The organism is Brachybacterium halotolerans (assembly GCF_016623465.1).
Classification (GTDB): Bacteria; Actinomycetota; Actinomycetes; order Actinomycetales; family Dermabacteraceae; genus Brachybacterium; species Brachybacterium halotolerans.
This window is the reverse complement of record NZ_JAEDAJ010000008.1, coordinates 119,066-140,652: the sequence shown is the minus strand read 5'-3', so window position 1 is coordinate 140,652 and position 21,587 is coordinate 119,066. Positions and strand designations below refer to the sequence as shown.

The window sequence follows — 21,587 nt, the reverse complement described above, 5'->3', positions numbered from 1 at the left end:
GGTTCTCGGCCCCGAGCCCTCAGCCCTCGTCGGCCGGCTCGTACCAGTCGGGCAGCGGCGAGGGCTCGAGCCGGGTCGTGTCCCCGGGGCGCGCGAGCGTCAGCAGCGCGCGCTCCACGTCGTCCTCCCGCTCGAGCAGATCCTCCACGGCCTGCACCTTCTCGCGCAGCTCGGACTCCTTGACGTCGCCGACCACGTCCACGGACGCGACCACGAAGAGCTTGTTCGCTCCGATCCACTCCGTGTGCAGGAAGGTCACCGTCTCGATGTCGGGGTTCTCCTCGAGGATCGCGAGCAGGCGGTTCCTCACCAGCGGCGTCCCGCCCTCTCCGGTGAGCAGCGAGGCGTTGCGGCCGATGAGGATCACGGCGATCACGCCCAGCAGCACGCCGACGAGGATCGAGCCGAGCGCGTCCCACATAGCGTTCCCCGTGATCTGGTGCAGGAACAGTCCCAGGCCCGCGATCACGAGGCCCACGAGCGCCGCCGAGTCCTCGGCGAACACCGCGCGCAGCATCGGGTCGGACGTGGTGCGCACGTAGCGCAGCGGGCTGATCCGGCGCCGCTTCGCCCCCGCGCGCGTCTGGCGCAGGGCCTGCAGGAACGAGGTGCCCTCGAGCAGGAAGGAGATGCCGAGCACCACGTAGCCCCACGTGTAGTCGGCACCCTCGTCGCCGCTCGCGCCGAGCGACTGGATGCCGTGCCAGATCGACACCCCGGCGCCCACGGCGAACAGGCCGATCGCAGCGAACATCGCCCACACGTAGCCCGAGCGCCCGTAGCCCATGGGATGGGCTGCGTCCGCCGGCTTGCGGGCGCGCCGCTCGCCGATCAGGAGGAAGACCTCGTTGCCGGTGTCGGCCCACGAGTGCGCGGCCTCGGCGAGCATCGAGGCGGATCCCGTGAGGGCCGCGACGATCGACTTCGCGATCGCCACCAGCAGGTTCGCGCCGAAGGCGAGGACGACCGTGAAGCCGCTGCCGGAGGAGCCATCGGAGTCGTCCCCGGCCTGCGGGGTCGGCGCGAGCGGCGCCGGGTGAGCCTCCTGCGGGGCTGTGCTCATGCCTCGTCCCTCTCCTCGTCTCCGGTGCTGCGGGCCGTGCCGGCCCTCGGGTCGGCCGTCCACTGTGCGCCCGTCCATTGTGCGCCCGCGGCGGTCTGCGTCGCTGCGTCGGCCGCCTCGCGCAGCACCTCGAGCACCCGCCGCACGGCCGAGCGCTGCGCCGCGTCGGGCCGCATCAGCGCGCTCACGTGGCGCAGGGTGGGCACGCCCTCCACGGGGCGCAGGGCGATCCCGCGATCGGTGCGCGTGGTGAAGCGCGGGAGGATCGCGAGGAGGTCGCTGCGCGCGACGAGGGCCTCGATGAGGTGGTTGTCGCGCAGGCGCTGGGCCACGCGCAGGGGATTCCCCGTGGCCAGCGAGATCGTCTGCAGCACACGGTCGAAGGGGAACCCCTCGGGAACGCCGATCCACTCCTGGTCCGCGAGGTCGGCGGCGGTGAGGGACGTGCGCGAGGCCAGCGGATGGTCGGCGGCCATCGCCACGTCCAGCGGCTCCGCCCCCAGCGGGACCACCCGGCAGCGCTCGCTGCCCGCGGGTGCCGGGCCGGCGAGCGAATGGCCGATGACGATGTCGTGATCCGCCGTGAGCTGGGCGAAGGCGGTCTCGGCGATGTCGTCGTCGTGCAGGACGAGGTCGATCCCGGAGCCCTCGAGCGTCGACACCAGCTGCGGGTAGAGGTAGACGGCGGCGCTCGCGAGGGCGAGCACGTCGACCGTGCCGCTGGGCGCGCCCAGCAGGTCGTCGAGCCGGGAGGCGATCGCGGCGACCGCCTCGGCGACCTCGTCCCCGCCGCGGGCCAGCAGCCGGCCCGCCTCGGTGAGCCGGAGGCCCCGGCCCTGCGGGCGCACGAGCTGCACCCCGAGGTCGCGCTGGGCGGCGCGCAGCTGCTGCGAGACGGCCGACGGGGTGCGGTGGGTCGCGGCGGCGACGGCGGTGACGCTGCCGCGCGCGGCGAACTCGCGCAGGAGCTCCAGGTGGCGCACGTCCATGCAGCAACGCTACAACGATGGTGCAGAACTCTGCGATTGTGCTGAAGTGAGCGCGGGTGCACCGTGGACCCATGCCCAGCCGTCACCGCCTCCTCGCCATCGCCGTCGCCGCGATCTGGGGCGTCAACTTCCTGGCGATCGACGCCTCCCTGGCCCAGTTCCCCCCGCTGTTCCTGGTCGCGCTGCGCTTCGCCCTCATCGCGATCCCCACCGTGCTTCTCGTGCGCCCGCCGCAGGTCCCGCTGCGCTGGCTCCTGGGCTACGGCCTCGGCTTCGGCGTCGCCCAGTACTCACTGCTCTACATCGCGATGACGCTGGGCATGCCCGCCGGCCTCGCCTCCCTCGTGCTGCAGGCCTCGGCCCCGTTCACGGTGCTCCTCGGCGTCCTGTTCACCCGCGAATCGCTGGGCCGGCGCGCCGGGATCGGGATCGCGGTGGCGGTCCTCGGCCTCGCCGTCGTCGGCTGGCACCGGGCGGAGAACGCCGCCATCTGGCCCTTCGTCCTCACCCTGCTCGCGGGCCTCGGCTGGGCGATCGGCAACATCTGCACGCGCGAGGCCCGTTCGACGCAGCCGCTGCGCCTCGTGCTCTGGATGTCGGTGATCCCCCCGATCCCCACGCTCGCGCTCTCCCTCCTTGTCGAGGGGCCGCAGCGCATCGCCGCCTCCGCCGACGGTCTCCTGACCTCCCGCGGCCTGCTCGCGATCCTCGGCCTGCTCTACACCGTGGTCATCGCGACGCTGGTCGCCTCGGGGATCTGGAGCTGGCTGATGTCGCGCCATCCCGCGGGATCCGTCGCGCCCTTCTCGATGCTGGTGCCCGTGGTGGGGATGAGCGCGGCCTGGATCGTGCTCTCCCAGGGCGTCGCCCCCCTCGAGCTGGCCGGGGGCGTGCTCGTGGTCGGCGGGGTGCTGCTGGCCTCGTGGGCGCCGGGACGGGCACGACGGGCACGACTGCCCGAAGGGACCGTGCCCGACCAGGAACGTCAGATCGCGAGACCTGCGCCCGGGGCCGAGGAGGCGCGCGTAGCGTCGCGGCCATGAGCGATCACCCGGCCGCAGAGCACCCTGGTCACGAGCACCACTACACCCACGGCTACGAGGACGCGGTGCTCTCCTCCCACCGCCACCGCACCGCCGAGAACTCGGCCGCGCACCTGCTCCCGCACCTGCGCGAGGGCATGCGGGTGCTCGACGTCGGCAGCGGCGCGGGCACGATCACCGCGGACCTCGCCCGCATCGTCGGCCCCGAGAACGTCACCGCGATCGAGGTCTCGGAGGAGTCCGCGGGGATCACCCGCGACGAGCTCGCCCGCCAGGGCCTCGAGGGCGTCGAGGTCCGCGCGGCCGATGCCCACCACCTGCCCTTCGAGGACGACTCCTTCGACGTCGCCCACACCCACCAGGTGCTCCACCACGTCGCCGATCCCGTGCGCGTGCTGGCCGAGATGCGCCGCGTGACCGCGCCCGGCGGCATCGTCTCCGCCCGCGAGGCCGACTACGGCGCCTTCCGCTGGTGGCCCGAGCTGCCGGGTCTGGACCGCTGGCGCGAACTGTTCATCGAGGCCATGGCCGACAACGGCGGCACGCCCGACGCCGGCCGGCGCCTGCTGGGCTGGGCGCTCGAGGCGGGGCTGGGCGACGTGGAGCCCGGCGCGGGCACCTGGTGCTACGCGACCCCGGCCGACCGCGCCTTCTGGGCCGGATCCTCCTCGCAGCGCATCACCGCGGGCGCCGTCGCCCAGCAGCTCCTGGACGCGGGCCGCGCGAGCCAGGACGAGCTCGACGCCATCGGCGAGGACTGGAAGCGCTGGGCCGAAGACCCCGCCGGCTGGTTCGTGCTGCTGCACGGGGAGATCCTCACGCGGGTGTGACGGGAGCGCGCTCGGGCCGCGCTCAGCCCGCGAGATCCCGGGCGCGCTCGGTGATCCGCTCGGCGACGCGCACGCTCTCGGCCCCGTAGCTCCCGCCGAACAGCACCACGTGCGCGAGCAGCGCGAAGAACAGGTGCGCGGGGAGGTCCTCGCGCCAGCCCGTCGGCATCGGATGCGCGGCCTCGTAGCCCGCGAGGATCGCGTCGAGGTGGGGCGCACCGAACATCGTGAGCAGCGCGAGGTCCTCGAGGCGGTGGCCTCCGTGCGCCGAGGGGTCGATGAGCGTCCCGCCCGACGACGTCCACATCAGGTTCCCGGACCACAGGTCGCCGTGCACGCGCGAGGGGTCCTCGCGTCCTTCGCCGCTCACGCCGTCGAAGGCGCCGCCCGCGATCGCCTCGATCGCGCTGTGGACGGCGGCGGACCCGTCGGGCCCGAGCTGCGGGGCCGCCCGACGGGCCAGCGGCTCCAGGCGGTCCTGCGCCCAGAAGATCGCGAAGTCCTCGCGGGCGGTGGTCGGCAGTTCGAAGGGGCTCTCGAGCGGACCGAACCACGAGGTGTCCGACGGGGCGGCGCCGAAGCCCTCGGCGCCCGCATCGTGGAGGTGGGCGAGGCGCTCGCCGAAGGCGCGGGCGTCCTCCGGGGACGGCCGCACCGACTCGAGGCGCGCGAGCCGCAGATGATCCGCGCCCTCCTCGAGGACCTCGACGACGGGCACCGCGCGCGGTGCCGCGAGCCAGGCGAGGCCCGCGGCCTCGGCGGCGTAGAAGCCCTGCGGGGCGCCGGGTCGCTGCTTCACGAAATCAGCCATGTGCCACCGTAGGCATGACGACGGAGAGGAGACCACCATGACCGAGGACGAATCCGCCGACGAGAAGCAGCCCCGCAACCCCCTGCGACGCGGCGCGATCCCCTCGCTCCCGCCGACCGCCGCCTTCCCCTGGTCGCGGCCCGACGAGGGCATCGAGGAGGTCGCCGAGGCCGAGAGCGCGAGCGAGACGGCTCCCCGACGCGACGCCGACTTCCTGGACAGCGGCACCATCACCCTCGACGTCCCCGCGGAGGGCGAGGAGGGGTCGGGCAGGCACGACGCCCCCTGACCCGGCGACCCGACGGTTCGGGCCCGGGCCGGGACACGGGAGCCCAACGGGTCCATGATCGGTGCCATGAGCACCTCGGCCCCGCCTCCCACCCTCCGCCCGACGGACCCGCTCGACCCCATCGACCGCAGCGACCGCCGTCGCTGGCTCCAGCTGATCCTCGGCGTCGTCCTTTTCCTCGTCGCCGAGGTCGTGATGGGGGCGGTCTCGGTCCTCGCCTCCGTTCTCGCCGGCGGTGACGTCGCGGACGGGCCGATGCCCTGGGCGTTCCTTCTCGGCGCCGTGATCGCCGCGGCGATCGGGGTCGGCGGCTTCCTTCTCATCGTCGGGCCCGTCGGCCGCAGCCCGGGTCTCGCCCTGCGCGGGCGCGGCAAGCTCGCGGAGCTCGTCGTCGGCCTCATCATCGGCGCCGTGCTGATCTCGCTGAGCGTCGCCCTGATCGCCCTGCTCGGCGGCTACCGGTTCACCGGCATCGCGGCCTCCCCGCAGCTGCTCGCGCCCCTCGCGATCGGCATCGGCGCCGGGTTCGTCGAGGAGATCTTCTTCCGCGGCATCCTGCTGCGGCTCATCGACGCCTGGATGGGCAGCTGGGGCGCGCTCGTGCTCACCTCGCTCGTCTTCGGCCTGATCCACCTCACGAACGACGGCGCGAGCCCCGCCAGCGCCCTGGGGCTCGTGGTCGAGGCGGGGATCCTGCTGGGCGCCGCCTACCTGCTCACGCGCCGGCTGTGGCTCGCGATCGGCATCCACATCGCCTGGAACACGGTGCAGGCGGGCGTGTTCTCCTCCGTGGTCTCCGGCACCGGGCGGCAGAACGGCCTGCTGATCGCGGACATCGACGGGCCGACGTGGCTGACGGGCGGCTCGATGGGCATCGAGGGCTCGCTCGTCACCGTGCTCGTCGGGCTCGCCGCGGGAGTGGTGATGCTGGTCCTCGCCATGCGGCGCGGGAGGATGCTCGGGCCCGTCGGCCGACGGGCGAAGGACGGGATCAGCGGGTGATCCCGGAGCCCTCCACCGCGGCCGACTCCGCCGCGACCGTCTCGCGCCGCAGGCCGCGTCCGGCGACGAAGCCGACGAGGGCGATCGCGATGATGAAGACGATCGTGCCCAGGGTGAGCGCCTCGAAGGACGTGTAGGGCACCCCCATCGCGCTCGAGAAGTCGTAGTGGACGCCCAGAAGCGTCTCCAGGGTGCCCGGGAACACCGAGACCCAGGAGCCCAGCGCCACGAACGCCGTGCTCACGACGCCCAGCGCCACGAACACGCCGTTCGGGCCGGGCACGCGGAAGGGCCGCGGCTGGTCCGGGAAGCGCAGGCGCAGGCGCACGGCCGCGGGGATCACCAGCAGGTAGCTGAACAGGTAGGTGGTGATCGCGACGGAGAGGACCACGTTGAACAGCGCCGCGCTCGAGCCGGTCAGCTGCATCGCGGCGATCATGAACACCGTCGCGACCGTGCCGGAGAGCAGGTTGACGCGGATCGGGGTGCCCAGGCTCCGGTGGAACTTCCCGAAGAAGCCGCCGAAGAAAGAGCCGTCGGCCGCGGCGATCGCCTGCATGCGGTCGGACATGATCATCCAGGCCGCGCCCTGCCCGATGTTCGCGAGCAGGAACAGGGCGACCGCGGCGGTGAGCACGACGGGCGCCGCGGCGCCGTAGACGGAGAACACGGTCGCGACAGCGCGCAGCAGACCGGAGACCCCGTCGATGTCGGAGTGGGGGATGACCAGCAGGATCGTGAAGACCGGGATCAGGTAGAGCACGCCGGCCATCGCCGAGGAGCGCAGCACGGAGAAGGCGACGTCCTTCTCCGCGTTCTTCATCTCGCCCGAGGCGCTCGAGCCCGACTCGAAGCCCAGGAACGCGAACAGCAGCAGCGGGGTCAGGGTGATGAAGCCCTGGACGGTGGGGGAGAAGTCGCCGATCGCGAGGCTCTGCACGCCGTGCTGGGCCGCATAGATGACCGCGGTGAGGATGAACAGGGCCAGGAACACGATCTTGCAGACCGCGCCCATCGTCGGGATCCACTTCGCGCGCTTCAGGGAGAGGATCGCCGCGAGCACGGTGATCCAGATGAACGCGGTCTTGAAGGCGTAGTCGGCGAACGAGCCAGCCGCGAAGTGCACGAGGTGCTCACGGGCGGCCTCCGCGCACAGGAACGCCATCGACCCGCCCACCCACACGGGCTGCGTGATCCAGGTGAACGCCGAGGCCACGGCGGCGGCAGGGCGACCGAAGGCCTGGCGCACCCACAGGTACACGCCGCCCTCGCCCACGAACGCGGAGCCGGTCTCGGCGAAGACCAGCGCGTAGGGCACCAGGAAGACGATGATCAGGAAGACCAGCCAGGTGAACGTCTCCGGCCCCTGCGAGGACACTGAGCCGAGCATCTCGAGGCCGACGACCGCCGAGACCACGATGAACACGATGTCGAAGCGCCCGAGCGTCCGATGCAGCACCTGGTTCTGCTCCTCGGCGAAGCGGGTGCTGCCGTCGGGGCCGATCTGGGTCATGCCGGGTGCTCTTCTCTGGCGGGGGCGGAGGAGGGGCGCGGAGGTCGTCCGGGTGAAGGGACACCGTCTCTGCGCCGGGGCGAGCATAGTCTCCGCGGCCTCGCCCGCGCCCCCGCGCCCTCGATGCGGCCGTGGATCCTCACACCGTGCGCCTCACACCATGGACCTCACACGGCGGGCGTCGCGAACCCTCCGTTGGACAGCAGCAGCTGGCCGCGGATCCAGCCGCCGCGCGCCGAGACCAGGAACCGCACGAGGTCCGCGACGGTGCTCGGGCCGCCGAGACGCCCGCCGGGGGTCTGGGCGGCGCCGGCCTCGCGCACGGCGTCGTCCATCCAGCCGGTGTCGATCGGGCCCGGGTTCACCACATTGGTGCGGATGCCGCGGTCGGCGAGCTCGTGCGTGCCGGCGAGGACCAGCCGGTCCAGCGCGCCCTTGGTCGCGCCGTACGGGAGGTTGTGGGCGGTGTGGTCGCTGGTGAGGGCGACGACCGCCCCGCCGGGCGTGTCATCGCCGATCTCCACCTGCTCGGCGAAGGCCTTCAGCAGCAGCCAACTGGCCCGCACGTTCACCGCATAGTGGCGGTCGAAGCTCTCCACGGTGGTGTCGAGGATCGCCGAGTCCACGGACTCGCAGTGGCACATGACGAGCGCGCCCAGCCGACCCAGCTCGGCGCTCGCGGCGCCCAGGATCCGCGGGGGCTCGGCCGGATCGGACAGGTCGCCGGGGACGAGGACCACGCGCCGGCCGAGGCCGCGCAGCTCCTCGGCGATGAGCTCGACGTCCGAGGGCTCGGCGTTCACGCGCCGGTCGTAGTCGTCGGAATAGCTCAGGGCGAGGTCGAAGCCGTCCTCGGCGAGCGCGCGGGCGATCGCGGCGCCGATCCCGCGGCGCCGACCCACGCCGGTGAGCAGCGCGGCGCTGGGGAGGGGGAGGTCGTCGGTGTTCTGGTGCGTCATGGGGCGGACGCTACGGCGGGGCGTGCAGGTGGGCAACGGGATTATCGGGACGACTGGCTGACGGGGCAGGAGGGTTGTCCCGGTGCGGACGTGACAGCTGTCAGGGGAGGTCGGGACGGGTGCCGCCTAGCGTCGAATGCATCGACAGCACACGCGCCGACGGCGCTCGGCCAGGAGGGTCACCATGGATCGCTTCGACGACAGCTTCCCCCGCTCGGACAGCAGCGAGGCGGAGACGGATCTCCGCCGCCGCGCGGTCGACCGCCTGCACGCCCGTCGCAACCTCGTCATGAGCCTTGCCGTGTACGTCGTCGTGAACGGCATGCTCGTGGTGTTCTGGGCGCGCAACGGCGGCGGCTTCTTCTGGCCCTTCTTCCCCATCGCCTTCTGGGGCATCGGGCTGCTCTGGCAGGTGCTCGGCGTCTTCGGCGGCGGGGTGAGCGAGGAGCGGATCCAGGCCGAGATGCGGCGGCTGGGCGGCGAGGGCCGCTGACGTGCGCGGGCGGCGCGGCCCCACGGGTTCCGATCAGCCCGTGATCGTCCCGGCGGGCGCCTCGTAGGGGCTGAAGAACGCGCTGGGCCCCTGCCCGGACAGCGTCATGAGGATCTCGGGAATCGTGACCCCGTCGATCTGCTCGCGGATGATCTCGGCGTGGCCCGCGTGGCGTGCGAGCTCCTCGACCTGGTGGACCAGGTAGTAGCGCTGCAGGATCGGCATGGGTTCGGTGATCCCGGCCCAGGGGGCCGGCGGCTCCTGCGACGGCGCCGCCGGGTTCGTCGCCCGCAGGGCGGCGAGGTAGTCCTCACGCGTGGCGTCGAAGACGGGCAGCAGCGCCGCGGCCGACTCGTCCTGCCCGAGCCGCGTGCTGTCCTCGAACTCCACGAATCCCTCCTGCGTCGGGGGAACGAGGCGCGGCCCGTCGGTGAGGCGCTCAGTCGCCCCGCGCATCACGTAGATCGAGTGCTTGATCAGAGCGCCCACCGAGAGCGCGCTGCGGCAGGGCGTGGCATGCGCCTGCTCCTCGGTGAGTCCGTGGAGGCTCGCGCGCAGGGCGTCGAGCTGTGCGTCGATGTAGCCGACGAGGCCGTCGATCTCGGTGTCCTGCGTGGGTGCGTACATGGTGTGCTCCTGGCTCGGTGCGGCGCCGGGAGCGGTGCGCTCCGCGGCCATGAGTACATACTGCGCCGCGATGCGGACGATTCCTGTCCCCTGAGACGGGGACTCGCGCGGCGCGCCCCGCGTCCCCGATACCGTCGGCCCCATGCGCAAGATCCCTCTCGCCGACGGCACCGAGCTCGCCACCTGGACCGACGGCGAGGCCGGGGCCCATCCGCCCGTCGTGCTCGTCCACGGCGGGCCGGGCCTCTGGGACGACCTCGGCGACCTCGCCGCCCTGCTCTCCGACCAGACCCTCGTGCACCGCTACGACCAGCGCGGATGCGGACGCAGCACGCCCAGGCCCGTACCCGAGGAGCAGCTGGCCGTGCGGCGCTCCGTCGCCGACCTCGAGGAGCTGCGCGCCGCGCTCGATAACCGGCACGGCGGCCACGAGCGATGGATCGTCATCGGCCACTCCTTCGGCGCCTCCCTCGCCCTCGCCTATGCGGGCGCGCACCCCGAGCACGTCGCCGCCGTCGGCTTCCTCAGCGGCACGGGCATCGGGGACTGGCGCACGGACTTCCGCGCCGAGCGCGATCGCCGCCGCGGGGCCGCCGGGATCACCGAGGAGCTCGCCCGGCTTGACGCCCTCGGACCGGAGCGACGCACCGGGGAGCAGGAGACCCGCTGGCGCACCCTGCAGTGGGCCACCGACTTCGCCGACACCGCCGACGGCATCGCGCGCGCCGAGCGCCTCGCCGCCGTCGGCCTGGACATCGAGCACACGGCGAACCGGCTGCTGTCGGCCGATCCCGCTGTGGCCGACGAAGCCCTCGTCGCCGCTCTCGAGACGATCGAGGCACCGGTCTGGTTCCTCCACGGGCTCGCCGATCCGCGGCCGGTCGCCGGCGTCGTCGCGCTCGCCGCCCATGCCCGTCGCGGACGCAAGCGGATCATCGAGGCCGCCGGACACTTCCCCTGGGTCGAGCGGCCCGAGCGCACCCGCGAGGTGCTCGAGGAGGTCCTGCGCTCGGCAGGATGAGCGGGGAGGGGACGGCGACGGGCAGGGAGCGCTCGGGAGGCGCGGCTAGACTCCATGGGTCCCCGACACCCCTGCCGCCCGAGGAGGCTCCCGCCCAGTGCCGCCGCTGCTCTCGCGCCCGTTGGACGCTCTCATCGCCTCCGATCCGGGTCTGAGCAGACTCCGCATGGGCCTCGCCGGGGCCTGCTGCGTCGCCGCGAACCTCGCCGCCGAGGCGCTGCTGGGGACAGCCCTGCACCTGGAGCCCGCCGCGCTGCTGCCGACGATGATCCTCGGCGCGGTGATCGCGATGATCGGCTCGAACGCTCTCGCGCGGCCGATGGCCCGCGAGAGCCTGCGAGCCGCCCTGTTCTTCCCCGTGGCGATGGGGGTCGGCCTGGTGGTCGGGACCCTCGTCGGCGGCTCCCTGTGGCTCTCGCACCTCGTGTTCGTGCTGGTCATGTTCGGTGCCGTGTACGTGCGGCGCTTCGGCCTCGACTTCTTCTTCTACGGCTTCCTGCTGTGGATGGGGTTCTTCTTCTCGCTGTTCCTGCGCCCCACGCCCGATCAGCTGCCGCATCTGATGCTCGCCGTGGTGGTGGGCACCGCGGTCGTCGCCCTGCTGTGCACCACGGTGTTCCGACCGCATCCGCGGCGCACGCTCGCGCGGGTCTTCCGCAGCATGGTCGCGCGCCGCAGCCGACTGCTGCGGCTGATGGCCTCCCGGCTGCGTGCGCAGTCGGAGCGGGACCGCGACCGGCTGACCCGCCGTGTCTTCGACGAGCGCCAGCTCTTCGACGAGATGGTGCTCATGAGCGACGGATGGGCGGCGAGCGCGCGGGCGCTGCCGGTGGGCTGGAGCGCCGAGACCCTGCGCCGCAGTCTGCTCGAGGGGCAGCTCTCCCTGGACCTCGTGGGCTGGGCGTCCCTGCATCTCATGCAGGCGCCGCCGCGCGTGCGCTCGCTCGCGGCCCGCGCGCTGGTGCACCTGGCCGACGGCGAGGACGAGAGCGCCCGCAGGGTCGCTGCGCTGCTCGAGCGGATGATGGCGCGCGAGGGCGCTCCCGGGCAGGGTCCCGCGGCCGACGGGGCGATGGACGCCGAGCGCCTGCGCCGCGAGGTGCGCTCCCTGGCACGCGGCATCGACGAGCTCGTGCAACGGCCGGCCGATCCCCATCTGCCCCCGGACCTGGAGCGCAACGCCGAGTTCACGCCGGCCGCCGCGCTCACCGGACTGGGCATGCTGCCGGGGCCGCCCTCGGTCGCCAAGGACGTGCGCGCCCGCGGCGCCCGCTGGAACCCCGTCGTGCGCACGCAGGCGACCACGCGGCAGGCCGTGCAGGTCGCGATCGCCGGTGCGCTCGCGATCCTCGCGGGCACCCTGATCAGCGACTCCCGCTACTACTGGGCGGTGATCGCCGCGTTCGTGGTGTTCACGGGCACCGGCACCCGCATGGACTCCTTCGGCAAGTCCCTGAACCGCGTGATCGGGACGGTGCTGGGCCTGGTGGTGGGCATCGCGCTCGCCGCCCTCACCGCGGGCCACCCGATGATCGAGCTCGCGGTCATCCTCATCAGCGTCTTCTGCGGCTTCTACCTGATCCGCATCTCCTACGCCTACATGATGCTGTTCGTGACGATCCTGGTCGCGCAGCTCTACGGGATCCTCGGACTGTTCTCCGACGCCCTGCTCCTGCTGCGCCTCGCGGAGACGGTCGCGGGCGCGGGCATCGGCGTGCTGGTGGCGCTGCTGTTCGCCCCGGTCAGCACGCGCGACACCGTGGCGCGCGCGGAGCGGGAGGTCGCCGCGTCGATCGGCGACCTCATGGAGGGGACGGCCCGCGCGCTGCGCGACCCGGGTCCGGGGACCCCGCACGAGGTCGACGCCCTGCTGCTCGCGACGATCGGCGCCCGCAGGCGGCTCGCGCTTGCCGCCGCGCCGATGACGCGCTACCACCTCACCGAGCACCGTCCGCGCCGGGTGCGCCGCCGGCTCACCGTGGTGGCGACCTCCGTGAGCATCGCCCGCACCGTGACCAGCCGCGTCATGGCGCGGACCGCTAGCGAGGGCCCGATGGATCCGACGGCCCCGACGGCCCCGACGGCCCCGACGGTCCCGGCGGACGCGCGCACGGTTGATCCGCGGGTGGCCGACGCCTGCGATGCCGTCGCGGCCCTGGCTCGCGACGTCGCCGACGAGGAGCGGGTGGCCGAGGTGAGCGCGGTCGTCGGGGCAGCTCGTGCGTCCGAGGACCGGCCGATGGGCTCCCCTGCCGCTCCTTCCACCCCTTCCACCACTGGCGCCCACGCCGCTCGCACCGCGCGGACCTGGGAGGACGAGACGCTCGAGCAGCTGTCGATGCTCGCCCGCTCCCTGCGCGAGATCGGCCACCCGGCGGCGCGCTGACCGAGGGCGACGGGCCCGCGGCCAGCGCCGCCCTGCGCTCTGCGCCCTGCGCCTCAGAGGTGCTCGGTGGGCCTCTCGAGCAGCTCCTCGGCCTCGTCGATGACCTCGTGATGCGAGGCGGAGGGAGCGGCGGCTCTGCCGAGCGCCGCGTTCACGAGAGCCGCGAGCACCACCAGAGAGGCCGCGCCGGCCGGCAGCCACATGGCGGCCTGCGCCCCGACGTTCTCGGCGAAGGCGCCGGTCAGCGCCGAGGCGCCGGACTGGCCGACGATGGTCGCCGAGCCCAGCATCGTCATCACCGTCGCCGAGCGGCCGCGCGGCGAGCGGTCCGCGGCCAGGCTGTACAGCGTCACGACCGTCGGCCCGATCCCGATGCCGGCGATCGCCATCGCGCCCGCGGTCCCGGCCAGGCCGCCCGCGAGGCCGAAGGCGATCATCGCAGCGAGCATCAGGGCGGAGAACACGACCCAGCGCCAGCGCAGCGCGAAGCGCTCGGGGAACAGCGAGATGCTCAGCGCGAGGATCGTCGAGCCCACGCCCATGATCCCGTAGACGAGCCCGGCGGAGTCGCCGTGGCCGGTCTCCGCGAGGAAGGCCGTGAGCGAGGTGAGGACCGTGCCGAAGAAGAGGCCGACGCCGAGCGCGCCCGCGACCACCACGAGCACGCGCGCGCTGCGCAGCTCCCGCGCCGGGGCCTGGACCACGGGCGATCCGGTAGCCGGGGCGGCGGCGCGCGCCGTCGGATGCAGCGCGAAGGCCGTGACGAAGACGAGGGTGAGGACCGCCGCGCCGATCATCGGGGCCGCGGCGCTCATCGTCGTGGCCAGCAGGCCGACCACGACGGGGCCGAACACGAAGGCGGTCTCGTCGGCCGCGGACTCGTAGCCCATGGTCGCGTTGAGGCTCTTCGCGCGGCGCGCCGAGGGCAGACGGGTGAGGATCAGGTGCACGAGGCGGCTGCGCGAGAGCGGGCCGATCTGCGGTGACGACGCCCCGATCACGAAGCCCACGGCGAGCACCGCGGGATCGGGCAGGGAGCTGAAGGCCACGGCGGCCATCGCGAGCAGGGCCAGGGAGTTCACGATCCCCGCGAGCAGGATGACCGGGCGCTGGCCGATGCGGTCGGCCGCCGCGCCCAGCAGCGGGCCGATGAGCGCCGAGCCGAGGCCCACCACTGCCGAGTTCAGTCCGCCCAGTGCGATCGAGCCGCGTGCGGAGACGACGAGGGTCAGCGTGCCCACGACCATCATCGCGAACGGGAAGCGGGCCACGAACGCGATCGGGAAGTAGGCGAGGCCGGCGGCGCGCGTCAGGGTGGTGGCCTGCGGGGCCGTCGTCGGGTGCTGCGGCGAGGTCATCGATCCTCCGGACGGTGGGGTGCCGCCTTGGACGGCCCGCACCGGGGAAGAACTGCCGGATGGTCTGCGGACCCGAGGTGATGCACTGCTGATGGGACGCTGGGAGCCTATCCGGGGGCGCCGCCCCGGGGCCAGGGATCCGGCCCGGGACGGCCGCGGAGGTCACAGATCCGCCGGCGCGGGCCGGCTCACGATATGCGGTGCGGCGCGGTGCGGGGCACAGTGCGCGGCACGGGGCACGGGGCACGGGGCACGGGGCACGGGGAAGGGAGCACGGGCACCCGGGCCGGGCCGGGCGTCGGCGGGTGGTTGTCACGGAAGGGCCGCTGGTGAGGAGCCATGGCGATATCGCCACGGCTCCTCACCCGTGGCCCGTCCGCGACAGGCCCGGCCGGATCACGACACGATGAGGATGATGCCGCCCAGCACGATCGCCGCCCCGAGCACCCGTCGCACCGGGTCGGGCTCGCGGAACAGCCACCAGGCCAGCAGCGATCCCACCACGATCGAGGACTCGCGCGCGGGTGCCACGAGCGAGACCGGCGTGGTCCGCATGGCCTCGAGCACGAGGACGTACGCGAGCGGCGAGAGCACGGCGACCACGCCGACCTCCCGCCACCGCCGGCGCAGCACCCCGCCCACCGGCGCGGCGCGCCCTCGACGCAGGGCGCCGGGCGTCATCGCGAGCGCCTGCAGGGTGCAGCCAAAGGAGAAGTAGACGACGGGCGCGAGGGACCACGTGGTCACCGCGTGGTCGTCCCAGAGGGTGTACGCGGCGATGCCGGCGCCGGTCGCGGCGCCCCAGGCGATGCCCGTCGATGCCCGATGGTGCAGCGAGCGCGCACCTCCGGTCGCGACCACCACGATGCCGGCGATCACCACCACGGCGCCCGCGATCGCCGGCCACCCGGGGCGCTCCCCGAGCACCGTGAGGGCGAGCACGACGGTCAGCAGAGGGCCCGTCCCGCGGGCGACGGGGTAGACGACGCCCAGGTCGGCGCGCTGGTAGCCCGTCTGCAGGCACAGCTGGTAGGCGATGTGGAAGACCGCGGAGACCGCGGGGCCCACCAGCAGCTCCCAGCCCCAGGGCCACCCTGCGCGGGCGAGGAGCACGAGCCCCAGCGGCAGCCACAGCACCGCGGAGAAGACGTTGTACCACCACACGAACACGTACCCGTCGCCGCTCGCGCGCTTCGCGGCGAGGTTCCACAGGGCATGCAGCACCGCGGCGGTGAGCACGAGCGCCAGGGCGGAGGGCGTCATGGGCGCTCGGCCGGCCTCGTGGTCGCGCAGGTGCGGGGTGGCATCCGAGAAGGCTACGCGGAGGTCCCTTGACCTGGAGCGCGCTCCAGCATCCATGCTCATGCGCATGGCACGCATCGCAGCACCCGCACCCGCCCTCCCGACGACGCCCGCACCGCCCGCTCTCGGCACCATGCACATGGGCACGCGCCTCGACGAGCGCGAGAGCTTCGCGCTCCTGGACCGCTTCGTCGAGCTCGGCGGACGCTGGCTCGACACCTCCGACAACTACTACTTCGACCAGGACCCCTCGGGCCTCGGCGGGCAGAGCGAGGCCGTCATCGGCCGCTGGCTGCGCGCGAACCCCGGCGCCCCGGTCCGCATCGGCACCAAGGTCGGCGCCGAGCCGAACCGTCCCGGCGGGTTCCCGGACGATCTCGAGGGACTGTCGCCGGATGCGGTCGACCGCGCGCTCTCCCGCAGCCTCGAGCGTCTCGGCCTCGACGCCGTCGACCTCTACTGGGCGCACATCGAGGACCATGACGTGTCGTTCACGCACGTCGTGGAGACGTTCGGGTCCCTCGTGGCCGACGGGCGCGTGCGCGCCTGGGGCCTGTCGAACCATCCCTCCTGGCGCGCCGCCGAGGCCCGGCTCCATGCCCGGGACGCGGGTCTGGCGGGTCCGTCGGCCTACCAGCAGCGCTTCTCCTACCTGCAGCCCCTGCCCGGCACCGAGGTCGAGGGCCAGCCCGTGGAGCTCGGCATGCTCGGCGCCGACGGGCTCGACCTGCTGCGCCGGGACCCCGCGCTGACCGGCTGGGTCTACACGCCGCTGCTGCGCGGCGCCTACGACCGCGCGGATCGTCCGCTCGCCCCCGAGTACCGGTACCCCGGCAACGAGAGGCGCATGACCGCCCTCGCCGAGGTGGCCGGCGCGCGCGGGCTCAGCCGCGGCCAGGTGGCGCTCGCCTGGCTCACCGGCGGTGCCCCCGCCCTGGTGCCCATCATCGGCGGCAGCAGGATCTCGCAGCTCGATCAGGCATGGCGAGGAGCGACCACCGTGCTCACGGCGGAGGAGAGAGAGACCCTTGACGCTGCGGGGTGAGGGCCGACGCCGTCGGAGGGGCGGACTCGCCCCCGACCGTCACCCCTGCGCTCGGTCCGCGCGCCGTAGTAGGCGATCTTGTCGTCGAGCACCGTGAGGGCCTTCCGCGTCGCCCGCTGCCGCTCCTCGAGCTCGGTGCGGCGCTCTTCCAGGAAGGCGACGCGATCCGTGGGATCCGCGCTCTGCGTGAGCAGCCTCGTGAACCGTCGCAGGTCCTCGATGCCGAGGCCGGCGTCGCGCAGGCAGGTGACGATGCCGATCCAGGCCACGTCGTCGGCGGAATACCGGCGACGGCCGCCGGCGTCCCGTGCGATCGGGCCGATCAGCCCCTCCCTCTCGTAGTAGCGCAGGGTGTCGAGGCTGAGCCCGGTCGCGGCGGCGGCGTCCGCGGGGGAGCGGTCGGCGCGGTCCGGGTCGGCGGCGGTGCGGGGCTGGTCGGCGGCCTCCATGTCCCGGAGGGTACCGGGGCGGCCGACGGCCTCCGCGCGCTCAGCTGAGCGCGTCGCGCCACGCCTCCTCATGGGCGGCGGCGAACGCGGCCGCCGCCCGCCAGTGCTCGCCGTGCCCCGTCACGAACATCGACCCCCACGGCTCCCTGCCCTCGGCGTGCGAGCGCGCGAGCAGGTCGTGCATCGCCTGCGCGCGCTCGGCCACGAGCCGCGGCAGCTGGACGCGCAGGTCGGCGTCGGCCCCGTAGCCGTCCACGACGAGGGCCCGCAGGCGCACGGCGACGTCCGCCGGGTCGGCCCCGGCGACCATGCCCGAGAACGACTGCGCCGCATAGGCGAGGTCCCAGGCGCGAGTGCTCGGCCCGGCGCCGTCGAGGTCGATGAGGATCATCCGCTCGCCGTCCACCAGGAGGTTCCAGGGAGCGATGTCGTGGTGGCAGATCAGCTCGGGCGGTGTCGGGGCGGGAAGCAGCACCTCCCAGCGGGCGCCGTCCGGCCGGGGTCCTTCATGCAGGTCGGCCGCGGTCTCCGACGTCGATCCGAGCGGGAACCGGTCCCTCGGCAGCGCGGCGCTCGCCTCGTGCACGGCGCGCACCAGGTGGCCGACGCGCTCCAGCCGGCCGACGTCGAGCTGGCCCATGTCCATCGCGAGGACGCCCGGCACGTGCTCGATGATCTGTCGGCCCCTGTCGTCGCGGCCCAGGTGGGCGGGGACGTCGATGCCCGCCGCGCGCAGCGCCTCAGTGAACCGGGCGACGAGCGGCGTGCCCGCGAGCCACGGCTTGCGCACGGTGTCGCCGACGCGCAGCACACCCGCGCTCGCGTTGCCTCCGCCGAGCGGGATCTCGCGGGCGTCGTCTCCGGTCTCCACGCCGGGGACGGTATCGCGCAGAGTCCGAGCACGGCGACCGATTTCCACTGGTCGCGGGGTGGCTCAGGCCTGTGGGCGCGCCGCCTCGGCGGCCTCGGTGCGCCTCTCGCCGCCCGCGGCGTGCGCAGCGGGATCCGCGAGGGCGTCCGGTGCCGGGGCGCCGGCCTCCTGCTCGGCCACCTCGGCCTCGACCTCGGCGAACGCGTCCGCCTCGGCCTTCTGATCGGCCTGGATCTCGGCGAAGGAGGTGCGCACGGAGTCGTCGTAGGCCCTCTGGTCCAGGATCTTCTCGCGCTTGGCGACGATCACGGCGACCAGGGACTGGCCGGTGACGTTCAGGGCGGTGCGGCCCATGTCCAGGATCGGGTCGATCGCGAGCAGCAGGCCCACGCCCTCGAGCGGCAGGCCCAGGGTCGACAGGGTCAGGGTGAGCATGACGGTCGCGCCGGTCATGCCGGCGGTCGCCGCCGAGCCCAGCACGGAGACCAGCACGATCAGCAGGTAGTCGGTGATCCCGAGCGGGACGCCGAAGAAGTTCGCCACGAAGATCGCGGCGAGCGCCGGGTAGATGGCGGCGCAGCCGTCCATCTTGGTGGTCGCGCCCAGCGGGATCGCGAAGGAGGCGTAGTGGCGCGGCACGCCCATGCGCTCGGTGACCGTCTGGGTCATCGGCATGGTGCCCAGCGAGCTGCGGGAGACGAAGCCGAGCGAGGTCGCGGGCCACACGCCGCGGAAGAACGAGCCGATCGAGAGGCCGCTGGTGCGCAGCAGGATCGGGTAGACGACGAGCAGCACCAGCAGCATGCCGATGTAGACGTCGGCCACGAACACGCCGAGCTGCCCGATCGCGTCCCAGCCGTAGCTGGCCACGGCGTTGCCCAGCAGGCCCACGGTGCCGATCGGGGCCAGGCGGATGACCCACCACAGCAGCTTCTGGACGATCTCGAGGGCGGAGCCGGTGATCTTCAGGAACGGCTCGGCCTTCTCGCCGACGGAGAGCACGGCGATGCCCACGGCGATCGAGATGACGAGGATCTGCAGGGCGTTGAAGCTCAGGGAGACCGAGCCGTCGTCGCCCGCGCTGCCCTCGATGCCCAGGAAGTTCGAGGGGACCAGGCCGATGAGGAAGTCGAGCCAGGTGCCCTGGGTGTCCGAGGCCTGCGCGGCGTCGGCCGAGACGCTCGAGTTCGCGCCGGGGCTGGTGATCGCGCCCAGGCCGATGCCGATGAGCACGGCGATCAGCGAGGTGATCGCGAACCAGAGCAGGGTCTTCCAGGCGAGGCGGGCGGCGTTCGTGACCTTCCGCAGGTTCGCGATGGAGGTGACGATCGCGAGGAAGATCAGCGGCGGGACGAGGGCCTTCAGCAGCGTGACGAAGGCGGTGCCGATGGTGTCCAGGGTGGTGGTCAGCCAGTTGGCGCCCTCCTCTCCGCTGCCGGGGCCTATCGCCGAGGCCACGAGGCCGAGGGCGACGCCGAGGACCAGGCCGATGAGGACCTGCCAGCCGAAGGGGATGCGCGCGATCGCGCGCAGCGGGTTGCGGGTGCTGCGCGGGGCGGGGGAGGGGGTCGTGGTGCTCACGAGGGACGACGTTAGGAGCACGCCCCGGCGAGGTCAATGCCTTGACCATAGGGTCACATAAGCAAGGCTATGGATCTGGCCGGTCGACCTCGGTGCGTGCGCCTGGAACCGGGCGGTGCGCGGCGGAGGAGATCGGGCCGACGAGTCCGACGTTCCGGGCGAGCGATGGCATCCTGGTCGGACTATGGCATCCCGAACCCCGGACCAGACGTCCCCGAAGCCGCCCAAGGCGCCGGCCGCGGACGCCACCCTGCGCGTGCTGACCTACCTCTCCTCACGGCGGGCGCCCGTCGCCGCCGCGCGCGTGGCCCAGGACCTCGAGCTGCCCCGGTCGACCACGTACGACCTGCTCGGGACGCTCGTCGCCCACGGCTATGCGCTGCATCTTCCGCAGGAGAGGCTGTACGCGCTGGGGCCTGCGGCCTACGAGGTCGCCGTCGGGTACATGCGCCATGCGCCGCTCGCGCGGGTGGGCCGGGTCGTCCTCGAGCGCACCGTCGACGCCATCGGCGAGTCCGGGCACCTCGCGGTGCTCCACGGCCGCGACGTCCTCTACGTGGTCGAGGACCGCGCGAAGGGGCGCGGCAGCCTCGTCACCGATCAGGGCGTGCGCCTTCCCGCGCATCTCACCGCCACCGGCCGGGCGATGCTCGCGGCCCTGCCCCTCGTGCAGCTGCGCAGCCTGTTCATCTCCCGCGAGGACCTCGTGCCCCGTCGGCCCGGGGTCGGGCCGACGACGCCCGCGCAGCTCGCCGCGATCCTCGAGCAGGTGCGCCGCGACGGCTTCGCCCGCGAGGACGGCGAGATCACCCCCGGGTACCGCTCGGTCGCGGCGCCCGTGCTCGACCACGCCGACTGGCCGATCGCGGCCATCGGCCTGACCTGGCAGTCCAACCGCCTGGGCGAGGACAGGGTCGCCGAGTGCACGCGCGCCGTCCAGGCCGCGGCCGAGGAGGTCGCCCGCGCCGCGACCGGCCGACGCCCCCGCGAGGAGCGCGCCGAGGACTAGCGTCCCTTCGGGCCGCGGCGGCTCAGAACTCGATGCCCGCCGGATCGGCGCCGATCCGGCCCGCCTCGGCCCGGTCGAGGGCCGCGAGGCGCTCGAGGTCCTCGTCGCTGAGCTCGAGCTCGGCGGCGGCCAGGTTCGAGACGATGCGCTCGGGGGTCACGGACTTCGGGATCACGATGTTCCCGATCGCGAGGTGCCAGGCGATGACGACCTGCGCGGGGGTTGCCCCGTGCGCGGCGGCGATCTCCGTGATCACCGCGTCCTGGAGCAGTTCGCCGCCCTGGCCCAGGGGCGACCAGGCCTCGGTGAGGATGCCGTGCTCCCGGCCGAAGGCGCGCAGCTCCTCCTGGGCGAAGTCGGGGTGCAGCTCGATCTGATGGATCACCGGGGTCACGCCCGTGGCCTCGATGATCTCCTCGAGCTGTGCCTTGGGGAAGTTCGAGACGCCGATCGAGCGCGCCTTCCCCTGCTTCTGCAGCTCGACGAGCGCCTTCCAGGCCTCCACGTGCTTGCCCTGCTTGGGCTTCGCCCAGTGGATGAGGTAGAGATCCACGTACTCGAGGCCCAGGCGTTCGAGCGAGGCGTCGAGAGCGGCGATCGCACGGTCGTAGTCGTGGTCGTCGTTCCACAGCTTGGTGGTGACGAAGACGTCCTCGCGCGGGAGGCCGGAAGCGCGTAGCGCGCGGCCCACGCCCTCCTCGTTGTCGTACGCCTTGGCGGTGTCGATGTGGCGGTAGCCGGCCTCGAGGGCCTGGCCGACGACGTCGGCCGCGACCTCGTCCTCGACCTGCCAGACGCCGTAGCCGAGCTGGGGGATGGTGTTGCCGTCGGCCAGGGCGATGTTCGCGACGCTGCTCATGGGGACTCCTCGTGCGGGTTCGGGTGCGGGTGCGGGCGGAGATGCGGGAAATGGGGCGGTGGTGCGGGCGTGCGCCGGATGCGACGC

General features: G+C 73.4%; 21 protein-coding genes. 9 read left to right on the top strand and 12 right to left on the bottom strand.

Annotated features, from left to right (window positions below; translation table 11 throughout):
* Nucleotides 1-19: 19 nt before the first annotated feature.
* Together I8D64_RS13270 and I8D64_RS13265 are read right to left on the bottom strand one after the other, a co-directional pair.
* A complete protein-coding gene (locus tag I8D64_RS13270; protein WP_200503261.1) occupies nucleotides 20-1,063 on the bottom strand; it encodes a cation diffusion facilitator family transporter in 1,044 nt (347 codons plus the stop codon).
* Nucleotides 1,060-2,052 (bottom strand): LysR family transcriptional regulator, encoded by a 993-nt coding sequence (locus tag I8D64_RS13265; protein WP_200503260.1) that lies wholly within the window; start codon nucleotides 2,050-2,052, stop codon nucleotides 1,060-1,062. The genes I8D64_RS13270 and I8D64_RS13265 overlap by 4 nt, the downstream gene beginning before the upstream one ends.
* 71 nt (nucleotides 2,053-2,123) lie before the next feature.
* On the opposite strand from I8D64_RS13265, the gene I8D64_RS13260 reads away from it, so the two are divergent.
* A complete protein-coding gene (locus tag I8D64_RS13260) occupies nucleotides 2,124-3,095 on the top strand; it encodes an EamA family transporter (protein WP_200503259.1) in 972 nt (323 codons plus the stop codon).
* Nucleotides 3,092-3,925, top strand: coding sequence for a methyltransferase domain-containing protein (locus tag I8D64_RS13255; protein ID WP_200503258.1), 834 nt, complete (start codon nucleotides 3,092-3,094; stop codon nucleotides 3,923-3,925). Before I8D64_RS13260 ends, I8D64_RS13255 begins: the two co-directional genes overlap by 4 nt.
* A gap of 22 nt (nucleotides 3,926-3,947) precedes the next feature.
* On the opposite strand, the gene I8D64_RS13250 is transcribed toward I8D64_RS13255, so the two are convergent.
* On the bottom strand, nucleotides 3,948-4,736 hold the full coding sequence (locus I8D64_RS13250; protein ID WP_200503257.1) for a fructosamine kinase family protein: 789 nt from the start codon (nucleotides 4,734-4,736) through the stop codon (nucleotides 3,948-3,950).
* Between the two features lie 37 nt (nucleotides 4,737-4,773).
* Between I8D64_RS13250 and I8D64_RS13245 the strand changes: the two genes are divergently transcribed.
* A complete protein-coding gene (locus I8D64_RS13245; protein ID WP_200503256.1) occupies nucleotides 4,774-5,025 on the top strand; it encodes a hypothetical protein in 252 nt (83 codons plus the stop codon).
* 66 nt (nucleotides 5,026-5,091) lie between these two features.
* Nucleotides 5,092-6,027, top strand: coding sequence for a CPBP family intramembrane glutamic endopeptidase (locus I8D64_RS13240; RefSeq protein WP_200503255.1), 936 nt, complete (start codon nucleotides 5,092-5,094; stop codon nucleotides 6,025-6,027).
* Here I8D64_RS13240 and I8D64_RS13235 read toward each other — a convergent pair.
* Nucleotides 6,017-7,540 carry an APC family permease gene (locus tag I8D64_RS13235; protein WP_200503254.1) on the bottom strand — a complete coding sequence of 508 codons (1,524 nt, stop codon included), beginning with the start codon at nucleotides 7,538-7,540 and terminating at the stop codon, nucleotides 6,017-6,019. The genes I8D64_RS13240 and I8D64_RS13235 overlap by 11 nt on opposite strands.
* Nucleotides 7,541-7,707: 167 nt before the next feature.
* Entirely contained in the window at nucleotides 7,708-8,499 is a 792-nt protein-coding gene (locus tag I8D64_RS13230; RefSeq protein WP_200503253.1) for an SDR family oxidoreductase, read from the bottom strand.
* Nucleotides 8,500-8,683: 184 nt separating this feature from the next.
* Between I8D64_RS13230 and I8D64_RS13225 the strand changes: the two genes are divergently transcribed.
* Entirely contained in the window at nucleotides 8,684-8,992 is a 309-nt protein-coding gene (locus tag I8D64_RS13225) for a 2TM domain-containing protein (protein WP_200503252.1), read from the top strand.
* A 33-nt stretch (nucleotides 8,993-9,025) separates the two neighbouring features.
* On the opposite strand, the gene I8D64_RS13220 is transcribed toward I8D64_RS13225, so the two are convergent.
* Nucleotides 9,026-9,670, bottom strand: a complete 645-nt coding sequence (locus tag I8D64_RS13220; protein ID WP_200503251.1) for a mycothiol transferase — start codon at nucleotides 9,668-9,670, stop codon at nucleotides 9,026-9,028.
* A 91-nt stretch (nucleotides 9,671-9,761) separates the two neighbouring features.
* Here I8D64_RS13220 and I8D64_RS13215 point away from each other — a divergent pair, with 91 nt between their 5' ends.
* Nucleotides 9,762-10,640: an alpha/beta fold hydrolase gene (locus tag I8D64_RS13215; protein ID WP_200503250.1), complete on the top strand. Its 879-nt coding sequence runs from the start codon at nucleotides 9,762-9,764 to the stop codon at nucleotides 10,638-10,640.
* A 97-nt stretch (nucleotides 10,641-10,737) separates the two neighbouring features.
* Nucleotides 10,738-13,026, top strand: a complete 2,289-nt coding sequence (locus tag I8D64_RS13210; RefSeq protein ID WP_200503249.1) for an FUSC family protein — start codon at nucleotides 10,738-10,740, stop codon at nucleotides 13,024-13,026.
* 53 nt (nucleotides 13,027-13,079) lie between these two features.
* On the opposite strand, the gene I8D64_RS13205 is transcribed toward I8D64_RS13210, so the two are convergent.
* The gene (locus I8D64_RS13205) at nucleotides 13,080-14,384 is read right to left on the bottom strand and encodes an MFS transporter (RefSeq protein WP_200503248.1); all 1,305 of its coding nucleotides are present in this window, start codon (nucleotides 14,382-14,384) and stop codon (nucleotides 13,080-13,082) included.
* 396 nt (nucleotides 14,385-14,780) lie between these two features.
* Nucleotides 14,781-15,647, bottom strand: a complete 867-nt coding sequence (locus I8D64_RS13200; RefSeq protein WP_200503247.1) for an EamA family transporter — start codon at nucleotides 15,645-15,647, stop codon at nucleotides 14,781-14,783.
* A 106-nt stretch (nucleotides 15,648-15,753) separates the two neighbouring features.
* On the opposite strand from I8D64_RS13200, the gene I8D64_RS13195 reads away from it, so the two are divergent.
* Nucleotides 15,754-16,731, top strand: a complete 978-nt coding sequence (locus I8D64_RS13195; protein WP_200503246.1) for an aldo/keto reductase — start codon at nucleotides 15,754-15,756, stop codon at nucleotides 16,729-16,731.
* Here the strand turns inward: I8D64_RS13195 and I8D64_RS13190 are convergent.
* From I8D64_RS13190 to I8D64_RS13180, 3 genes are all read right to left on the bottom strand, one after another.
* A complete protein-coding gene (locus tag I8D64_RS13190) occupies nucleotides 16,662-17,180 on the bottom strand; it encodes a MerR family transcriptional regulator (protein ID WP_200503245.1) in 519 nt (172 codons plus the stop codon). The genes I8D64_RS13195 and I8D64_RS13190 overlap by 70 nt on opposite strands.
* 40 nt (nucleotides 17,181-17,220) lie before the next feature.
* The gene (locus I8D64_RS13185; RefSeq protein ID WP_343068582.1) at nucleotides 17,221-18,051 is read right to left on the bottom strand and encodes a phosphotransferase; all 831 of its coding nucleotides are present in this window, start codon (nucleotides 18,049-18,051) and stop codon (nucleotides 17,221-17,223) included.
* Nucleotides 18,052-18,114: 63 nt separating this feature from the next.
* Nucleotides 18,115-19,632, bottom strand: coding sequence for a dicarboxylate/amino acid:cation symporter (locus I8D64_RS13180; RefSeq protein ID WP_200503244.1), 1,518 nt, complete (start codon nucleotides 19,630-19,632; stop codon nucleotides 18,115-18,117).
* 184 nt (nucleotides 19,633-19,816) lie between these two features.
* On the opposite strand from I8D64_RS13180, the gene I8D64_RS13175 reads away from it, so the two are divergent.
* Complete coding sequence (locus I8D64_RS13175; protein WP_200503243.1) at nucleotides 19,817-20,641, top strand: IclR family transcriptional regulator; 825 nt, start codon at nucleotides 19,817-19,819, stop codon at nucleotides 20,639-20,641.
* Between the two features lie 22 nt (nucleotides 20,642-20,663).
* Here I8D64_RS13175 and I8D64_RS13170 read toward each other — a convergent pair whose 3' ends face one another.
* Complete coding sequence (locus I8D64_RS13170; RefSeq protein ID WP_200503242.1) at nucleotides 20,664-21,500, bottom strand: aldo/keto reductase; 837 nt, start codon at nucleotides 21,498-21,500, stop codon at nucleotides 20,664-20,666.
* Between the last annotated feature and the right edge of the window lie 87 nt (nucleotides 21,501-21,587).

Coding starts and splice junctions, on each gene's coding strand:
- I8D64_RS13240 (WP_200503255.1), top strand. CDS start 5,092: ATGAGCACCTCGGCCCCGCCTCCCACCCTCCGCCCGACGGACCCGCTC.
- I8D64_RS13200 (WP_200503247.1), bottom strand. CDS start 15,647: ATGACGCCCTCCGCCCTGGCGCTCGTGCTCACCGCCGCGGTGCTGCAT.
- I8D64_RS13220 (WP_200503251.1), bottom strand. CDS start 9,670: ATGGCCGCGGAGCGCACCGCTCCCGGCGCCGCACCGAGCCAGGAGCAC.
- I8D64_RS13235 (WP_200503254.1), bottom strand. CDS start 7,540: ATGACCCAGATCGGCCCCGACGGCAGCACCCGCTTCGCCGAGGAGCAG.
- I8D64_RS13215 (WP_200503250.1), top strand. CDS start 9,762: ATGCGCAAGATCCCTCTCGCCGACGGCACCGAGCTCGCCACCTGGACC.
- I8D64_RS13260 (WP_200503259.1), top strand. CDS start 2,124: ATGCCCAGCCGTCACCGCCTCCTCGCCATCGCCGTCGCCGCGATCTGG.
- I8D64_RS13175 (WP_200503243.1), top strand. CDS start 19,817: ATGGCATCCCGAACCCCGGACCAGACGTCCCCGAAGCCGCCCAAGGCG.
- I8D64_RS13270 (WP_200503261.1), bottom strand. CDS start 1,063: ATGAGCACAGCCCCGCAGGAGGCTCACCCGGCGCCGCTCGCGCCGACC.
- I8D64_RS13170 (WP_200503242.1), bottom strand. CDS start 21,500: ATGAGCAGCGTCGCGAACATCGCCCTGGCCGACGGCAACACCATCCCC.
- I8D64_RS13265 (WP_200503260.1), bottom strand. CDS start 2,052: ATGGACGTGCGCCACCTGGAGCTCCTGCGCGAGTTCGCCGCGCGCGGC.
- I8D64_RS13230 (WP_200503253.1), bottom strand. CDS start 8,499: ATGACGCACCAGAACACCGACGACCTCCCCCTCCCCAGCGCCGCGCTG.
- I8D64_RS13255 (WP_200503258.1), top strand. CDS start 3,092: ATGAGCGATCACCCGGCCGCAGAGCACCCTGGTCACGAGCACCACTAC.
- I8D64_RS13245 (WP_200503256.1), top strand. CDS start 4,774: ATGACCGAGGACGAATCCGCCGACGAGAAGCAGCCCCGCAACCCCCTG.
- I8D64_RS13195 (WP_200503246.1), top strand. CDS start 15,754: ATGGCACGCATCGCAGCACCCGCACCCGCCCTCCCGACGACGCCCGCA.
- I8D64_RS13225 (WP_200503252.1), top strand. CDS start 8,684: ATGGATCGCTTCGACGACAGCTTCCCCCGCTCGGACAGCAGCGAGGCG.
- I8D64_RS13205 (WP_200503248.1), bottom strand. CDS start 14,384: ATGACCTCGCCGCAGCACCCGACGACGGCCCCGCAGGCCACCACCCTG.
- I8D64_RS13250 (WP_200503257.1), bottom strand. CDS start 4,736: ATGGCTGATTTCGTGAAGCAGCGACCCGGCGCCCCGCAGGGCTTCTAC.
- I8D64_RS13190 (WP_200503245.1), bottom strand. CDS start 17,180: ATGGAGGCCGCCGACCAGCCCCGCACCGCCGCCGACCCGGACCGCGCC.